This is a genomic window from Actinoplanes cyaneus (genome assembly GCF_016862095.1).
Lineage (GTDB): Bacteria > Actinomycetota > Actinomycetes > Mycobacteriales > Micromonosporaceae > Actinoplanes > Actinoplanes cyaneus.
Genome location: NZ_BOMH01000049.1, coordinates 1 through 16,358 on the forward strand (window position 1 = coordinate 1; position 16,358 = coordinate 16,358).

The 16,358-nt window shown below is 70.1% G+C and carries 13 protein-coding genes; 3 read left to right on the top strand and 10 right to left on the bottom strand.

Annotated features, from left to right (window positions below):
* From Acy02nite_RS31780 to Acy02nite_RS31790, 3 genes are all read right to left on the bottom strand, one after another.
* Positions 1-2,199: SseB family protein (locus tag Acy02nite_RS31780; RefSeq protein ID WP_203748536.1), on the bottom strand; the 2,199-nt coding region annotated here is incomplete at its 3' end.
* A 247-nt stretch (positions 2,200-2,446) separates the two neighbouring features.
* Complete coding sequence (locus Acy02nite_RS31785; RefSeq protein ID WP_203748539.1) at positions 2,447-2,740, bottom strand: WXG100 family type VII secretion target; 294 nt, start codon at positions 2,738-2,740, stop codon at positions 2,447-2,449.
* 17 nt (positions 2,741-2,757) lie between these two features.
* Positions 2,758-3,075 carry a WXG100 family type VII secretion target gene (locus tag Acy02nite_RS31790; protein WP_203748542.1) on the bottom strand — a complete coding sequence of 106 codons (318 nt, stop codon included), beginning with the start codon at positions 3,073-3,075 and terminating at the stop codon, positions 2,758-2,760.
* A gap of 282 nt (positions 3,076-3,357) precedes the next feature.
* Between Acy02nite_RS31790 and Acy02nite_RS31795 the strand changes: the two genes are divergently transcribed.
* From Acy02nite_RS31795 to rarD, 3 genes are all read left to right on the top strand, one after another.
* Positions 3,358-5,142 (top strand): type VII secretion protein EccE, encoded by a 1,785-nt coding sequence (locus Acy02nite_RS31795; RefSeq protein ID WP_203748544.1) that lies wholly within the window; start codon positions 3,358-3,360, stop codon positions 5,140-5,142.
* A 92-nt stretch (positions 5,143-5,234) separates the two neighbouring features.
* Positions 5,235-5,618 (top strand): phage holin family protein, encoded by a 384-nt coding sequence (locus Acy02nite_RS31800; RefSeq protein ID WP_203748547.1) that lies wholly within the window; start codon positions 5,235-5,237, stop codon positions 5,616-5,618.
* Between the two features lie 222 nt (positions 5,619-5,840).
* Positions 5,841-6,761 carry an EamA family transporter RarD gene (rarD, locus tag Acy02nite_RS31805; protein WP_203748550.1) on the top strand — a complete coding sequence of 307 codons (921 nt, stop codon included), beginning with the start codon at positions 5,841-5,843 and terminating at the stop codon, positions 6,759-6,761.
* An 84-nt stretch (positions 6,762-6,845) separates the two neighbouring features.
* On the opposite strand, the gene Acy02nite_RS31810 is transcribed toward rarD, so the two are convergent.
* From Acy02nite_RS31810 to nuoL, 7 genes are all read right to left on the bottom strand, one after another.
* On the bottom strand, positions 6,846-7,529 hold the full coding sequence (locus Acy02nite_RS31810; protein ID WP_203748584.1) for an anti-sigma factor family protein: 684 nt from the start codon (positions 7,527-7,529) through the stop codon (positions 6,846-6,848).
* Positions 7,530-7,724: 195 nt separating this feature from the next.
* Positions 7,725-8,519 (bottom strand): IclR family transcriptional regulator, encoded by a 795-nt coding sequence (locus Acy02nite_RS31815; protein ID WP_203748587.1) that lies wholly within the window; start codon positions 8,517-8,519, stop codon positions 7,725-7,727.
* Between the two features lie 762 nt (positions 8,520-9,281).
* A complete protein-coding gene (locus tag Acy02nite_RS31820; RefSeq protein WP_203748824.1) occupies positions 9,282-10,241 on the bottom strand; it encodes a polyprenyl synthetase family protein in 960 nt (319 codons plus the stop codon).
* 115 nt (positions 10,242-10,356) lie between these two features.
* The gene (locus Acy02nite_RS31825; RefSeq protein WP_203748590.1) at positions 10,357-11,268 is read right to left on the bottom strand and encodes a pyridoxamine 5'-phosphate oxidase family protein; all 912 of its coding nucleotides are present in this window, start codon (positions 11,266-11,268) and stop codon (positions 10,357-10,359) included.
* Between the two features lie 85 nt (positions 11,269-11,353).
* Positions 11,354-12,886, bottom strand: a complete 1,533-nt coding sequence (nuoN, locus tag Acy02nite_RS31830; RefSeq protein ID WP_203748592.1) for an NADH-quinone oxidoreductase subunit NuoN — start codon at positions 12,884-12,886, stop codon at positions 11,354-11,356.
* A gap of 2 nt (positions 12,887-12,888) precedes the next feature.
* On the bottom strand, positions 12,889-14,427 hold the full coding sequence (locus Acy02nite_RS31835) for an NADH-quinone oxidoreductase subunit M (protein ID WP_203748595.1): 1,539 nt from the start codon (positions 14,425-14,427) through the stop codon (positions 12,889-12,891).
* Positions 14,424-16,349, bottom strand: a complete 1,926-nt coding sequence (gene nuoL, locus Acy02nite_RS31840; RefSeq protein WP_203748599.1) for an NADH-quinone oxidoreductase subunit L — start codon at positions 16,347-16,349, stop codon at positions 14,424-14,426. Before nuoL ends, Acy02nite_RS31835 begins: the two co-directional genes overlap by 4 nt.
* Positions 16,350-16,358 lie beyond the last annotated feature (9 nt).

The following is a 16,358-nucleotide window of genomic DNA, read 5'->3' on the forward strand; positions in this document are numbered from 1 at the left end:
GTAGGCCGGCGGCGCGGCGGAAGCCGACGCACCGTACCCAGAGCTTCCCGGACCGCGGTCAGCGCCGGGAGCGCCCGGGATGACCGGCGGGAGCAGACCTGGACGGCCACCCGGCGCGGGCGGCGCCGGACGCTCGCCACCGGCCGGGCCGAAGTCGGAGCGCGGCAGCGCCGGAGCCGGGCCGGACGGGCCGAACCTGTCCGCCGACGGATCGCGCTGCGCGAGGCTGGGGTCCGGCGCCGGGGTCCGGCCGCCGGTAAGCGCCTGTGCCGCGGCCGCCATCGAGGACGGACGCTCCGAGGGCGGCGTCACCTGACGGCGGGGCAAGCCGCCCGGGCCGGTCGGCGCACTCGCGGACGAAACTGCCGCGGGCGGGGCGCCCGCGGGAGACGAATCGGGAGCCGGCGCGCCCGGGGCCGGGGTGGTCTGCGCGGCCGCTGCCTGCGGCGACGCGGGCCCCTGCGGGAAGCTCGGCGCCGGAGCGGAACCCGGCATCGTCCGCGCGTTGGTGAACCCGGAGAACGAGGTGGTCTGGCTGGGACCAGCGGCCTGCCCGGGCTGACGCCGCGGCAGGTCGGAGCCACCACGGGCGGGCGGCGGAGTCATCCCCACGCCGGCCGGTGTGCCGCTGGCCGGCACGCTGCTCGCCGGGACACTGCTGGCCGGGAAGTTGCTTCCCGGGACACCGCTGGCCGGGAAGCTGCTGGCTGCGGCACTGCCGGCCGGGAAGTTGCTTCCCGGGGCGTTGCCGGCCGGGGCGTTGAGCGAGGACGGGGCCGTGGCCGGGCTGGCGGGTGCGCTGCCGGGCGCGGCCGGGGCGCCGATGCTCGGCCCGCGCCCGCTGCCGATCGCCGCCCAGCTCGGGTCGACCTGCGCCTCGGCGGGGTCGTAGGGCTTGACGTGCTCGGGGATGGGCGGCGTGTTCGCCATCGGGGTACGCACGGGGAGCGGTGCGTTCAGATCCTGCAGCGGGCCGCGCGGGTCGTTGTCCGGCCCGAAGGGCACCGCGTCGGAGTTCCACCCCGGGGTCGCCGTGCCACTGCCGACCGGGTTGCGGGTGGGCAACGACGGCGAGGCGGCCGGAGCGCCGGGCGTTCCCGGGAAGTCACGCGGGATCGACGGCGACTGGTAGGCCGCCGGAACATGCTCGTCTCCCGGACGCCCGGGCGTGGCCGGAGCAGCCGGAGCCGGTGGGGCAGCCGCGGGCGTGGCCGAGGCGGGCAGCCCTGACGGGTCGACCGTCGACGGAGTGCGCACGGGCAGGCCGGACGACGTCGTCTGACGCGTGGGCAGACTCGCGGGACGCACCGGAAGACCACTCCCCGGAGCTCCACCCGGCTGAGCCCCCGGCCCTGGCGGCGTGCCGCCCGGACCGAACGGAGCGGAACCGGGCGCGTCGCCCGGGCTGAACGAGGAGGAGCCAGGCGTGGCGCCCGGACCGAACGAGGAGCCAGGCGTGGCGCCGGGACCGGCAGGCCCGGAGCCGAACTGCGCGGCAGCCGGCACCGGAGAACCGCCGGGCTGCGGTGCACCGCGCTGCGGAAGCCCACCCGGGCCAACCCCGGGCGGAGTGGCGCCGGGCTGCGGCGGCCGCGGGCCACCGCCGGGCGCGCTCGAAACCCCGGCAGGTGAAGCCGGGTAGGCGGCAGGCGCCGCGCCGGCCGGCTCATGGGTCGGCCCGCCAGGGCCCTCACCCGCGCGTTTGGCCGCGAGCGCAGCAGCTCCCAGCTCCTGGATCTTGGAGGTGCCGTGCACCTCACGCCCCGGACCGCGAGTCGGAAGCCGCAGGTCACCTCGCGCGAGCTGGGCGACGAACCAGGCCGGCAGGTATCCCTCGATCGGCAGACCGGGGTTGACCGCCAGCCACCACTCCAGGTTCGGCCAGGTGTTGGCCAGCTCCGCATACGGAACGCGGCGGGACGAACCGGTGTAGTCGGAGAGGCAGGACCGCAGTGCCTCCTGTGAGGTGAACGCCAGCACGTGCGTGCGCCCACCGGTGCTCCAGGTGCCCCAGCCGAGCGGGGCCAGACCGGCGAGCGCGTCGGCAGAAACCGGCAGCAAGAGGTCGACACCAGCGAGGATGCGGAAATAGGACTCCTGGTCGTCGGTACGCAACGCGTCGCGCATCGCGACCTCGGCGTCCGTAACCGGCTCCCACTCGGACACGTCCACCTCTCCCCACGCGTACGGCTGAGCCATCTCGACGCGTATAACCTACAAGGCCAGACCGCAATGACAATGGGCGGCAGTGCGCTGATGACCGAGTTGTATCCCGGCACGGCCGGTCCACGGTCGCGCCGAGCCGGTATGCGCGCTCCAATCGCCCGGCGCAATGATCCAACAACCGATGGTAGCCGTGTCAACCGCCCGGATCAGTACGCGAACGGGCGACCTCAACCCACCCGGATCGGGCCAATCGGAACGCCCGAACGGGTAAAACGCGTCATCACTGGAACCGCTGGGTCGCCGCCCGCTCGGTCGCCACGTAGTCGGCAGCCGACTCGTGCACCGCGTGCTTGATCTGGCGCAGGATGCCCTCCAGGTCGGCCGAGGCGGCGCGCCACTTGGCCTGCCGCTGGGCGTAGGCCTCCCGCGCGTCGCCGGCCCAGCCCGCGACCAGCGGAGCGGCATCCTGCTCGAGCTGGTCGAGCTGTGCCCGCAGGGTGCCGAGGGCCTTGTCGATGTCGGCGCCGGCCTGCTGCAGGCTGCCGAAGTTGACGAGCAGAACTCCGTCGTTCACAAGAATCTCCTGGGTAGTCAGAGCGGTAGCGTGAACGAGCCGCCGGTGCGGGCGACACGACTCGCGGCGTCGGAATCAGTGGTCTGATAGCCGACGCCGGAGGCCCGGATCGACTCGGCCGTCTCGGCCAGTGCGTTGTTGAGACTCCGCAGATCTGCCGCATATTGCGTCTTGACCTGCTCGAAAGCGGTTGCGCCGAGGCCCTTCCAGGTGCCGTTGAGCATCGACAGCTCGGACATCAACGTGCTCAGCATGGTTTGCAGCGCGCCGTTGACCTGATCGAATCTCGCGGCGGTCCGTGCCATCACCGCGGACTCCGCCTGCGTATAGGCCATTTCCGGTGTCCCCGTTCTCTGCTGTGGACATGGTCGAGGTCATCCACGCTCCGGCGCGGGTGATCAAGCTTTCCGGTGGCGACCAGGCATCGGGGCTGAGTGTGATCGCCTGATCACGTTCCGGGCCTCGACGCTAGGCGATGGACGGACGGCGGCGATAGCCCCGAATCAAGACCTGTGGATAACTCGGGCCTGTGGACAACGGACACGGCCGATCCGGATTTCGGCCTAGCATGAGCCGCGCAAAGGGATCGACGTCCATCATGATCTTGGGAGGTGCGCATGGCGACCGATCTGGCCACGCCACGGCCGCCCGGGGTGCGCCATGAGCAGGTGATCACCACTCAGGTGGCCGCGGTCCTCGTCCTGATCGGCGCCGCCAAGGGTGGTCCGGCCCTGTTCATCGCGGCGGTCGGCGCCGCGATCCTGCTCGCGGTGACCTGGCTGCGCAGCCGGGGACGCTGGGCATTCGAGTGGCTCGCCGCCGGCCTGCGGTTCGGCATCCGTCGCCGGCCCGCGGCCACGGTGCTCCGACTCGCCGTCCAGGGCACGCAGGTGAGTTCGGTAAATCTTCCGGGTGGCCAGGCCGCGGTGCTGGCCGACGACTCCGGACTCACCGTGCTTCTCGAGCTGGGCGACCCGGCCGGTCTGCTAGCCGATCCCGGCCACGAGCTTGCCGCGCCCTGGGAGCTACTGCCCGCCGACCGCCGTGAGCGGCCGTCCTGCCGGGTCCAGCTGCTGCTCTCCGGCGTGCCCGCGCCTGCCGTCACGACAGGGACAGGTCCGATCCCCACGTCGTACCGGGCGCTCGCCGGCAGCCCCGCGCTCGGGCACTCGCGGGCGATCCTCGCGGTCCGCACGCTGCGCGACGAGGGCTGGTCCGACGCCGAGCTCAGACGCACCCTGACCGGTCTGGCGCGGCGGTTGACCAAGCGTCTGGCGGCGCAACCGCTGGACACGGCGGCGGCGATGCGCACGATCACCGATCTCACGTATGCCGATCCGGCCGCCGAGGTCCACGAGGAGTGGGCAGCTTTGCGGGTCGGTGGCCTGCCCCAGGTCACGTTCCACACGTCACCGGAAGCGACAGCCACCCCGTCCGCAGAGTTGCTGACCGGGCTGCTTCACCTTCCGGTCGCGGCGACCACTGTCACGCTGACCGCCGACCTGCCCGAGTCCGGGTCCACCGACCCGCCACTGATCAGCCTGGCGGTGCGGTTGGTGGCCCAGGATCAAGCCGCCCTGGAGGTGGCGGCGGCCTCCGTGCAGCACATGTCAGCGGCCCTGCGCCGGCTCGACGGTGATCATCTCCGGGGCCTCACCGCCACCCTGCCGCTCGCCGCCTCCGGCAACCCCCGGCAGGCACTACAGACCTGGCACACCGTACGTCACTCACCGGCGACCCGGCCGTTCGGTCCGTTGTCACTGCCGGCGGGCTGGACGGGTGTCGTGGTGGGCCGCAACCGGCACGGGCACCCCCTGCCGCTCCGGCTGTTCCGCGCCGAGCCGACCCGGATGCTGCTGGTCGGCGGCCTGCGCTGTGCACAGCTGCTGGCGTTCCGCTCACTGGCCGTCGGCGCCCGGGTCCTGGTGCGCACCCGCCGGCCGCGGGAGTGGGTCGCGTTCGCCCGTGGCACGGCCGCGCAGGACGACTCGATCATCCTGGCGCCGCCCGGCCACCCGATCGAGCCGCCGCCGGGCACTCCACTACGCCCGCTGCTGACCATCCTCGACCTCGGTCCAGCCGATGAGGCCGGGGCGCCTGCCCGGGCGGGCAGTGGGAGACCCTGGGAGGCGACGGTGGACCTGCGCCAGGCTTTCGGCGATGCCGACGTCGTCACCGCGACCAGCGCCGATCTGGTGCTGCTGCAGCGGCTGCGGGCTGACGAGGCCGACCTGGTCGGGGCCGCGCTCGGGCTGGGTGATGTGGCCCGCCTGCTCACCAGGATGCGACCCGGCATGGTCGGTGTGATCAGCCACCAGGCGGTCCGGTGGGCCACGCTGTCCCCCACCGATGTCGAGAAGATCCTGATCGGGGACCCGAGTCGATCGGCAGGTGAGCGGTAAGTCTCAATACGACGGATTGTCCGGCGGGCTGCGGATGAAGATCGCGGAGTGTCGTACCCACCGGTGGCGCAGCCGTGGCACGATCCCCTGCCATGGGCATCATCATCCGGCTCGTGATCACGGCGGTCTCGCTGTGGATCTCGACCCTCGTCATCGACGGGATCGACCTCACCACAGGCAGCACGACCGGTAAGGCCGGCACGCTCCTCGCGGTCGCGGCGATCTTCGGTCTGGTGAACGCGGTTCTGCGGCCGATCGTCAAGACGGTCGGCTGCGGGCTGTACGTCTTCACGCTCGGCCTGATCGCGTTGATCGTGAACGGCCTGCTGTTCATGCTGACCAGCTGGATCGCGGGCCAGCTCGACCTGGGTTTCCACGTCGACGGCTTCTGGCCCTCCGCGGTCCTCGGCGCGCTGCTCGTCGGCATCGTGAGCTGGGTGCTCAACATGCTCGTCCCCGACGGCGGCGACGACTAGGAGCCATCGTCACGACGAGAGCGGGGTGCCGGTCGGCGCCCCGCTCTCGTCGTGCACGCCCGAGCCCGGCAGCCGGCTGAACCGGCCGGAGAATCCGGCTGGGAGACCGCCACGCAGCCGCCCGAGCGGGCACCGGACACGCAGGCCAGATGTCCCCGATTGGCCTCGTGACCTGGAACATATGCAAGGACCGCCACAGACGTCTGCCCTTACGGTGAGGGCATGAGCGACGAGCGGCGCGGATACCTGTTCGGCTTGACGGCGTACGCGATGTGGGGTTTCTTCCCGATCTACTTCAAGCTGCTCCAGCCGTCCCCGCCCCTGGAGATCCTCTCCCACCGCGTGATCTGGTCGGTCGTCTTCGTGGCGCTGCTGCTGATCGCCATGCGGAACTGGAGTTTCCTCGGCCGCATCCTGCGCACGCCGCGCCTGCTCGGCGGCGTCGTCCTGGCCGGTCTGCTGATCGGCGTCAACTGGGCGACCTACATCTACGGCGTGAACTCGTCCCGCGTCGTCGAGACCGCCCTCGGCTACTTCATCACCCCGCTGGTCGTGGTCCTGCTCGGCGTCACCGTCCAGCGTGAACGGCTACGCGCCTGGCAGTGGATCGCGGTCGGCGTCGGCGGGCTGGCGGTCGCGATCCTCACCGTCGACTACGGGCACCTGCCGTACATCGCGTTGATCCTGGCCGCGTCGTTCGGCTCGTACAGCCTGGTCAAGAAGCGGATGTCGTTGCCGCCGGCGGAGGGCCTGTTCATCGAGTCGGCGGTGCTCGCGCTGCCCGCGCTGGCCTATCTGACCTGGCTCAACCTGGATGGCGGCGCGAAGTTCGGTCACGTCTCCGCGCTGCACACGGCGCTGATGCTGTTCTCCGGCGTCGCCACCGCGGTGCCGCTGCTGCTCTTCGCCGGCGCGGCCAACCGGGTGCCGCTGGTCGGCCTCGGCATCCTGCAGTACGTCGCGCCGATCCTCCAACTGGCCTGCGGTGTCCTGATCTATCACGAGCCGATGCCGGCCGCCCGTCTCGCCGGTTTCGGGCTGGTCTGGATCGCCCTGATCATCTTCACGGCGGACGGTCTCCGCAGCGCCCGCGCCTCGGCCCGTTCCCGGGCTGCCGCCGAGGCCACCGCCGCCCCCGCCTGACGATCGAAGCTTCACGACGAAGAGCCTGATCCGGTACGGCGTCAGCACCGCACCGACCGAGGCGACACCCGGCAGAGCGGAGGTTCAGCGCGGTCGGTACGTCAGCATGACCTTGCCGTCGAACCGGACCAGATCGAGCCGGTCCAGGCTTTCCGCCGCGAAGTGGGTGGCCCCCTGCATCGGGAACTCCGCTCCGGGCTGGGGTGTCCACGATCCGAGCTGCTCGCTCTGGTCGTCCGGCCCGTAGGCGATCAGCCGGAACGTGTACGGCTTCCCGGACGCGGCGTACGCGCAGACCATCTCCACCTTCGTCCCGCCGGGTGTCCCGACGACCCGGATCGTCGCGGTGATCGGCGAGTCCGGTTCCACAGCGGTCATCGCCACGGCGGGACCACCGGCGCCACTTCCCGCGGCCGGCCGGTTCATCAGCCACAGCGTGACCCCGCCGCCGAGCATCACGATCAGGAGCACGGCCGCCACGGTGCTCAGTACCCGTACGGGAAAGGTCTTCGATCGAGGCGCAGCCGAGCGCGGGGGCGACACCGGGTAGGAGCGTTCCGGTGGCCGGTCGGCCAGGGCCGGGTCGAGCAGCCGCGCGAACTCGTCGGCGTCGAGCCGGTCAAGCATGTCCGGCACGCGGGACAGATCGGCCACCGCTTCGCGGCAGAACGAGCAGGTCGCGAGGTGCTGCTCGTAGGCCGCACGTTCCGCCGCGGACAGCGCGCCGAGGACGTACGCGGCGTCGTCGTGCCCGTCCTCACAGCGCATCTCGTCCTGCCTCCAGCCGGCTCAGGTCGTCCGCACTCTGGTACGCGACAACCGCCGGGGAGGTTCAAATATCTCTTAAAGCCGCACCTCAAGCTGTAGTGATTCGGTCACTCAAAACTCCCGGGGGCTGCGGAAACGTCGCCAAAAGAAATGTGCGCGGGCAGCGAGATCCGACGGGCTCCGCGCGACTGCTTCTCAGGCGGTCGCGGACTCCCCGCCGGAGAGCGCCTCGGCGACATTCCGCGCGGCCGCTGTCAGTTTGGCCCGCACCACCCGGGCCGAGGTCAGCATCTCGGCGGCCGGCATCGAGCAGGCGAGCACGAGCCGGCGCTCCATGTCGCGGTCCGCCACGACGACCACCGCGGCCGAGGCCAGCCCTTGCCGGAACTGCCCCATCTCGATCTGCATGCCGCGTCGCTCGCCCGCGGCGAGATCCGCCTCGAGCGCCTCGGGCGTGGTCAGCGTGGTCGGGGTGAACGCCCGCATCCCGTAATCCCGCAGATATCGCGACCGCTGATCGGGCGTGAGCGTGGCGAGCAGCGCCTTGCCCAGCGCAGTCGCGTGGCCGCCCTCGTCGAAGCCGGGTGCGACGTCGTCCAGGAACGGTGAACGCGCGCCCTCGGCCGACGCCGTCACCGCGATCCGGCCGCCGACGAACCGGCCCAGATAGTGGCTGTACCCGGTGTCGAGCGCGGCACGGCGCAGCGCGTCGCCGACCGCGGGTGGGCCGCGGAACGCCGAGACGAGCTCGCGATACCGATCCGCGATCTCCAGGCCGACGATGTACGTGCCGTCCTCGCGGCGAATCACATAGCCCTCATAGGCCAGCGTGCGCACGAGGTGATACGTCGTTGCGACGGTCAGCTCGCAGCGCCGGGCGATCTGTTTCACCGTGAGCCCGCGCGGAGCCCGGCCGACCGACTCCAGCACACGCAGGGCCCGCGACACGCTCCGGATGAGATCTGACGGCTCCGCTAGGGGGTCACGCACAGCTACCTCCGAGGCCAGGGACTTACACCATATGAAGAAACTCACGTCGACGGAATGCCAAAAGCATGTGGATCACGATCGATTTGCACAGCGGGTGTGATCAATAGAACGGCGCGTGTCCGAACCTGCCCGAATTGGCTTAGTCTGCGTCCGATGCCATCCGGTTCGGATCAGCCGTAGAAAGGCGCTCTCAGCAGGCAAGACGTCCCGCTGTCGGTGGCCAGGGTTTTACCACGGCGATTTCTGTTTCGATACTGGTCTTCTTGGTGGGTGGGGCCGCCGTTCAGGTGGGGCAGCGGTCTTCGGTTCAGTCCGCCGGTCCCGAGCCGGGGCTCCACCCACTTCGGAGCGCCCCGCCCTCGTCGAGCACTGTGGTCGGTAGCCGGGGCACCAAGGCCGCCTTGGAAGTCGACGGGGTCGTGGCGCAGGTGCTGATCGTTTTCGGACCGGTCACGACGCTTCCGGTGAGACCGCAGCGGCTCACGCGGCCATGGCACGGGACCGGGCGGAAGAACTCGACGCCGTCGACCGACCTTGTGCGGTAACCGCGACCACCCACGGACGCCGCCCTTGCGGGTTGAGCGTTCAGGGCGCGCCAGCGCCCTGCTCAGCCCGGAAGGGTCCCCGCGGGAGCGACGATCCGGACCACAGCGAAGGCAGGCAATGAAGAAGTTGATCCTGCAGTGGACCGGGAGCCGGACGGAAACACCGTCGATCGATGGCATGGTCGCCCGGAGGCGCCACGCGACAGGCGTGCCGCTGTCAGGTCGTGCGGTCGGCGATGTAGTCGCAGAGGCTGGCCATCGCGCGCTTCGCCTCGCCGTCGGGCAGTGGCGCCAGGCGGGCCTGCGCCTCCTCCGCATAGCCGCGGACCGTCTCGCGCGCCTGCTTCATCGCCGTGGACTCGCGCAGCAGGGCCAGCGCCTCGGCGTGCAGCGTGTCGTCGGTGATCGGGCCGGCGGAGAGCAGCTCGCGGAGGCGAACCGCGGCCGGGTCGGCGTCGTCGCCGGCGAGCGCGTAGAGGACCGGCAGCGTGGGCACGCCCTCGCGCAGGTCGGTGCCGGGCGTCTTGCCCGATTGGACGGACTCGGAGGCGATGTCGAGCAGGTCGTCGGAAAGCTGGAAGACCAGGCCGATGATCTCGCCGTAGCCCGCCAGCGCCTCGATGACCTCGGGGCGAGCACCGGAGAAGAGGCCGCCGAAACGGGCCGCGGTGGCGATCAGCGAGCCGGTCTTGTCCGCGATGACCTGCAGGTAGTGCTCGATGGGGTCGCGGTCGCGCGGGCCGACGGTCTCGGCGATCTGGCCGTGCACCAGGCGCGCGAACGTCTGGGCCTGCAGGTTCACCGCCTCGGTGCCGAGCTTGGCGGCCAGCTGAGCGGCCTGCGCGAACAGGTAGTCACCGACCAGGATGGCCACCGAGTTGCCCCAGCGCGCGTTGGCGCTGGGGGTGCCGCGGCGGACCGGCGCCTCGTCCATCACGTCGTCGTGGTAGAGCGTGGCCAGGTGGGTGAGCTCCACCACGTTGGCCGCGTCGATGAGCTCGGGGCGCGTGGGGTCGCCGAACTGGGCGGCGAGCGCGACCAGGATGGGGCGCAGCCGCTTGCCGCCGGCATCGGCGAGATGGCGCGCGGCCTCGGTCACCAGCGGGTCGGCGCTGGCGACGTGAATCCGCAGCGCTTCCTCGACGGCGGCCAGCGTCGCCGACACCGACGCGTCCATCGCGGGATCGACGTCGAGGCCCAGCGACGACAACGTCAGATCACCGGTGCTCACCACGCTCCAACGATGCCATACCGGCCCACTCGTTTCAGTCCCAGGGGTCCGACTCGCAAGATCAAGAATTGCTTTTCGGCAGGCTCGTCCGGATGGCGCGATAGGCGTCCCACGGGATGGACGGCCGGGCCAGGTTCCGGCGTTCCAGATAGCGGCGAGTCGTGGCCTGGCACTCGCGCCCGATCCGGATCGGGTCGAGCAGGCTCGCCTTGCTCCGCTGGCCCGGCTCGACCAGCTTCGACGGAAGAAGCAGCCAGCCCTTCCCGTCGGCGACGAGCGATCCTCGCACGTTGGCGTTGTGCAGATTCCACAGTTTCTCGTCGTGGCGGTGCACGAGCAGACCGGCCGGGCCTTCCGCGACCTGGGCGTCCCCGGGCACCTCGACCCGGTAGCCGCCGGCTTCCGAGGTGACCGTGGTGCGCACGAGCGTCGGCGCGCCCTCGGCATCGACGGCGATCAGGACGACGGCCGGGTACTGCGCCAGCACGTCGGCGCCGAGCAGCGCACTGCCGGAGACCGCGTTCGCCCCGGTCGGCAGCGGGCGGGTGACCACCTCCGTCGGCGCCACAATGATTTTGAGTCGCATGTAATAGAAATCGGTCATCTTGTTCGTCGGCCAGTTGAGGTACTTCTGGCTCGACGGCTGACGCTCCATCAGCCTCGCCCAGAGCCGCCCGAGGTCACCGACCGGCTCGACGTGCACCTGCTCCGGGCACGTGGCGATCCCGCGCACGAGAACCTGCCCGGGCGCCTCCAGACCACTGCCGAGCGGCTCGGAGAAGAGCAGCGCCACCCGCCCGTCCCGGCGGATGTTGAACGCCTTCTGCGGGTAGCCGAGCGACGTGCTCAGCAGGAACGTCCCGTCGTCGAGGCGCAGGCCCGAGGTGGGCCACGCGACCGGCGAACCGTCCCTGGTCAGGGTCGCCAGCTCGCAGGTGCGATAGGCGTCGATCACAGCGGGCAGCACATTCACGCCGCGAATCTTAAGTGGAGGCTGTCGGCGCCCGATAGACGAACAACGGCTCCGGCGGAATGCCGGAGCCGTTGAACAGGGTGTCTCATCGGACGAACTGGGAGGCCTCACGCGTCAGGTCGATCAGCGGCGCGGGGAACACACCGAGGGCGATCGTCACGAGCACCCCGAGGCCGAGCGCGGCCGAGGTGAGGAAGCCCGGGATGGAGACCGCCGGAGTGGACTCGCCCGGCTCGGACTGCCACATCAGCACGACGACCCGCAGGTACGGGAAGGCGATCAGCATGCTGCTGATCACGCCGAAGATGACCAGCCAGGTCTGCCCGCCCTCGATCGCCGCACCGAAGACCGCGAACTTGGCCGTGAAGCCACTGGTCAGCGGGATGCCGGCGAAGGCGAGCAGGATGAGCGTGAACACCCCGGCGAGCAGCGGGCTCTTGCGGCCGATCCCGGCCCAGCGGGACAGGTGGGTGGCCTCCCCGTCCGAGTCACGGACCAGGCTCACGATGGCGAAGGCGCCGAGCACCGAGAAGCCGTACGCCACCAGGTAGAGCATCGTGCTGCTCAGGCCGGAATCGTTGAGCGCCAGCACGCCGACCATCAGGTAACCGGCGTTGGCGATCGACGAGTACGCCAGCAGCCGCTTCATGTCGGTCTGGGTGACCGCCAGAATCGAGCCGACGAACATGGTCAGCACCGCGACCGTGCCCAGCACCGGCTGGAAGTCCCAGCGGACCCCCTCGAACGCCACGTAGAGCACGCGGAGCAGGGCGCCGAACGCCGCGACCTTGGTGCAGGCCGCCATGAACGCGGTGATCGGGGTCGGCGCGCCCTGGTAGACGTCCGGCGTCCAGACGTGGAACGGGGCGAGCGCGCTCTTGAAGAGCAGCCCGATCGCGACCAGGCCAAGGCCGCCGTAGAGCAGCAACTGGCTGTGCTGCGGGTTGGCCACCGCGTCGTGGACGACGCTGAGCTGCACGCCACCGGCGTAGCCGTACAGCAGGGCGACGCCGAACAGGAAGAACGCCGAGGCGTACGACCCGAGGAGGAAGTACTTGAGCGCGGCCTCCTGGCTGAGCAGGCGCCGGCGGCGGGCCAGCGCGCACATCAGGTACAGCGGCAGCGAGAAGACCTCCAGCGCCACGAACATGGTGAGCAGGTCGTTCGCGGCGACGAAGAGCAGCATGCCGCCGAGCGCGAACGCGGCCAGCGGGTACACCTCGGTCAGGCCGGGCTGGCCGGTCGACTGCTTGCCGTCCCGGTCCGAGCCGACCACGACGGCCGCCTGGGCCACGAACGCGCCGCCGGCCTCCACCGATCGTTCGCCGATCAGCAGCAGCGACACCCCGCCGAGCACCAGGATCGCGCCCTGCAGGAAGATCGTCGGCCCGTCGAACGCGACCGCGCCGCCGATCGTGACGATCCGGAGGTTCCGGTTGACGATCAGCACGGTCAGCGCGGCGACGACACCCAGAAGGGCCAGGCTCAGCTGTACGACGTTGCGGAGCCGGCGTGGAACCAGCACCTCGACGAGGACTCCGGCGCAGGCCACGCCGAAGAGGATCAACATGGGCGCCAGCGCGCCGTAGTCGATCGCGGGCAGTTTCAGCTCTCCCATGGTTACCGGCCAGCCTTTCCGTCCGCGATCGTCGGGGTCGGGTCCTGCGTGCCGACGTCCTCGAGGGTCTTCTGCACCGCCGGGTTGATCACGTCGGTGACCGGTTTCGGATAGAAGCCGAGCACCAGCAGGAGCAGGATCAGCGGGGCGACGACGACCTTCTCGCGCAGGCTGAGGTCCTTGCGCATCGCCGGGACCTCCTCCAGAGCCGGATTCAGGGTGCCCTGCGTGGTCCTTTGGATCATCCAGAGCACGTACGCGGCGGCCAGCACGATGCCGGCGGTGGCGATCACCGCGTACACCTTGTGGGTGCTGAAGGTGCCGATCAGCACCAGGAACTCACTGACGAACGGGGCGGTGCCCGGCAGCGCCAGCGAGGCGAGACCGGCGAAGAACAGCACCCCGGCCAGCACCGGCACCAGTTTGCCGGCCCCGCCGAAGTCGCTGACCAGCGACGACCCGCGCCGGGCCACGAACATGCCGACCACGATGAAGAGCAGGCCGGTGGCCAGGCCGTGGTTGACCATGTAAAGCACCGAGCCGGTGCCGCCCTGCGTGGTGAAGGCGAAGATGCCGATGCCGATGAAGCCGAAGTGCGCGATCGACGTGTACGACACCAGGCGCTTCAGGTCGTTCTGCCCGACCGCCAGCAGAGCCGCGTAGATGATGCCGATCACCGACAGCACCAGAACGGTCGGCGCGAACCAGCGGGACGCCTCGGGGAACAGCGAGAGGCAGTAACGCAGCAGGCCGAACGTGCCGACCTTGTCCATCACGCCGACCAGCAGCGCGGCCGCGCCGGCCGGGGCGGCGCCACCGGAGTCCGGCAGCCAGGTGTGGAACGGGAAGAACGGCGCCTTGATCGCGAACGCCACGAAGAAGCCGAGGAACAGCCATCGCGCGGTGTCCGTCTCGATCGACGAGCCGGCCTTGACCAGCTCGACGAAGTCGAACGTGTGCCCGCCGACCACCCACAGCCCGATCACCGAGGCCAGCATGAACAGGCCGCCGACCAGGCTGTAGAGGAAGAACTTCACCGCGGCGTACTGCTTCTGACCGGTGCCGAAGGACCCGATGATGAAGTACATCGGGATCAGCATGACCTCGAAGAACACGTAGAACAGGAAGATGTCCGCCGCGGCGAACACCCCGATCATGGTGAACTCGAACGCCAGGAGCAGGGCGAAGTAGGTCGGCGCGGACCGGCGGCTCTGGTCCACGTCGTTCCAGGACGCCAGGATCACGATCGGGAACAGCACCGCGACCAGCATCAGCATCACCAGGGCGATGCCGTCCGCCGCGAAGGTGAAGTTGATGTTCCAGGCCGGGATCCAGGAGTACGACTCGTGGAACTGGAAGCGATCCTTGGAATCGACCGAGTACGCCAGCCACATGACGATGCTGAGCGCCAGCACGACCAGCGACCAGATCAGCGCGACCAGCTTGGCCAACTCGGCCCTGGCCCGCGGAATGGCGGCCACCACACCGGCCCCCACCAGGGGAAGCAGCGTCAGAAGAGATAGATAGGGAAAGTCGTTCACGCCAGCCATCCCAACTGGATCGCGAGGAAGGCGCCGACCACGAGCATCGCGCCGGTGAGCATGGAGAGGGCGTAGGACCGGACGAACCCGGTCTGCAGCCGCCGCAGCCGGCCGGACCCGCCGCCGACCCCGGCCGCCAGCCCGTTGACCAGGCCGTCGACACCCTTGTTGTCCAGGTAGACCAGGGCGCGGGTGAGGTAGATGCCGGGCCGCTCGAACACCGCCTCGTTGAACGCGTCGGTGTAGAGGTTGCGCCGGGCCGCGGTGACCACGATCCCGGCCGGCTCCGGCGCGAGCGCGGTGCCACGGCGGAACAACGCCCAGGCAAGACCCGCACCGATGAGCGTGACCAGGATGGACAGGATGGTGATCACGGTGTGCGAGAGGACGCCGGTCGCCTCGGCCTGCTCCTCGCCGAAGACCGGGTTGAGCCAGTCCGGCACTGTCGTGCTCATCAGGTAACCGGCCCCGACCGAGCCGATCGCCAGCAGGATCAGCGGAATCGTCATGATCTTCGGCGATTCGTGCGGGTGCTGGTTGTCCTCGGTCCAGCGGGCCGGGCCGTGGAAGGTCAGCACGAACAACCGGGTCATGTAGAACGCGGTCAGACCGGCGCCGATCAGCGCCGCCATCCCGAACGTCCAGGCCTGCCAGGTCGACTCCCGCTCGAAGGCGGCCGCGATGATCGGCTCCTTGGAGAAGAAGCCGGAGAGCGGCGGGATGCCGATGATCGCCAGCCATCCGGTGGCGAACGTGATCCAGGTGATCCGCATCGGCTTGGCCAGCGCCCCGAACCGCCGGATGTCGACCTGGTCGTGCATGCCGTGCATGACCGAGCCGGCCCCGAGGAACATGTTGGCCTTGAAGAAGCCGTGCGCCAGCAGGTGGACGATCGCCAGCGCGTACGCCGCGCCGCCCAGCCCGACGCAGAGGAACATGTAGCCGATCTGGCTGACCGTCGACCAGGCCAGGACCCGCTTGATGTCGTCCTTCGCGGCGCCGATGACACAGCCGATCAGCAGCGTCAGCGCACCGACGCTGACCACCACCAGTTGCAGTGTCTCGTTCGCCGTGAAGATCGGGTTGGACCGGGCGATCAGGTACACGCCGGCGGTCACCATCGTCGCGGCGTGGATGAGGGCGGAGACCGGGGTCGGGCCCTCCATCGCGTCCGGCAGCCAGGCCTGCAGCGGGAACTGGCCGGACTTGCCGGCCGCGCCGAGCAGCAGGAGCAGGCCCATGACCAGCACGACGGTCGCGCTCATCCCGCCGACGCTGCTGAACACCTTGTCGTACTGGGTGCTGCCGACCGTGGTGAACATCAGGAACACGCCGACGGCCAGGCCGGCGTCGCCGACCCGGTTCATCAGGAACGCCTTCTTACCGGCGGTCGCCGCCGACGGGCGCGTGTACCAGAAGGAGATCAGCAGGTACGACGCGACGCCGACGCCCTCCCAGCCGAAGTACAGCATCACGTAGTTGTTGCCGAGGACGAGCAGGAGCATCGCCGCGACGAACAGGTTGAAGTACGCGAAGAACCGCCGGCGGTCCGCGTCGTGCTCCATGTACCCGACCGCGTACAGGTGGATCAGCGAGCCGACGCCGGTGATCAGCAGGACGAAGACCCCGGAGAGCGGGTCGAAGAGCAGCCCGAAGTCGACCTTCAGGCTGCCGACGTCGATGAAGTCGAAGAGACTCAGCTGCGCCGATCGGTGCTCGGCGTCCAGGCCGCCGAGCTTGATGAAGAAGATCAGCCCGAGTACGAACGACGCGGCGACCGCGAGCACGCCGAGCCAGTGCCCCCACTTGTCGGCGCGCCTGCCCAGTAACAGCAGGATCGCCGCGCTGGCCAGCGGGATGGCCACGAGCAGCCAGATGCTGCTCAACACTCCCGTCGCCGGGGCGTAGTCCACTTGTTCCACGACAGCCCC

Excerpts from the sequence above, each read along its gene's own strand:
- Acy02nite_RS31790 (WP_203748542.1), bottom strand. The coding sequence starts at position 3,075 with ATGGCCTATACGCAGGCGGAGTCCGCGGTGATGGCACGGACCGCCGCG.
- Acy02nite_RS31795 (WP_203748544.1), top strand. The coding sequence starts at position 3,358 with ATGGCGACCGATCTGGCCACGCCACGGCCGCCCGGGGTGCGCCATGAG.
- Acy02nite_RS31800 (WP_203748547.1), top strand. The coding sequence starts at position 5,235 with ATGGGCATCATCATCCGGCTCGTGATCACGGCGGTCTCGCTGTGGATC.
- rarD (WP_203748550.1), top strand. The coding sequence starts at position 5,841 with ATGAGCGACGAGCGGCGCGGATACCTGTTCGGCTTGACGGCGTACGCG.
- Acy02nite_RS31810 (WP_203748584.1), bottom strand. The coding sequence starts at position 7,529 with ATGCGCTGTGAGGACGGGCACGACGACGCCGCGTACGTCCTCGGCGCG.
- Acy02nite_RS31820 (WP_203748824.1), bottom strand. The coding sequence starts at position 10,241 with ATGGACGCGTCGGTGTCGGCGACGCTGGCCGCCGTCGAGGAAGCGCTG.
- nuoN (WP_203748592.1), bottom strand. The coding sequence starts at position 12,886 with ATGGGAGAGCTGAAACTGCCCGCGATCGACTACGGCGCGCTGGCGCCC.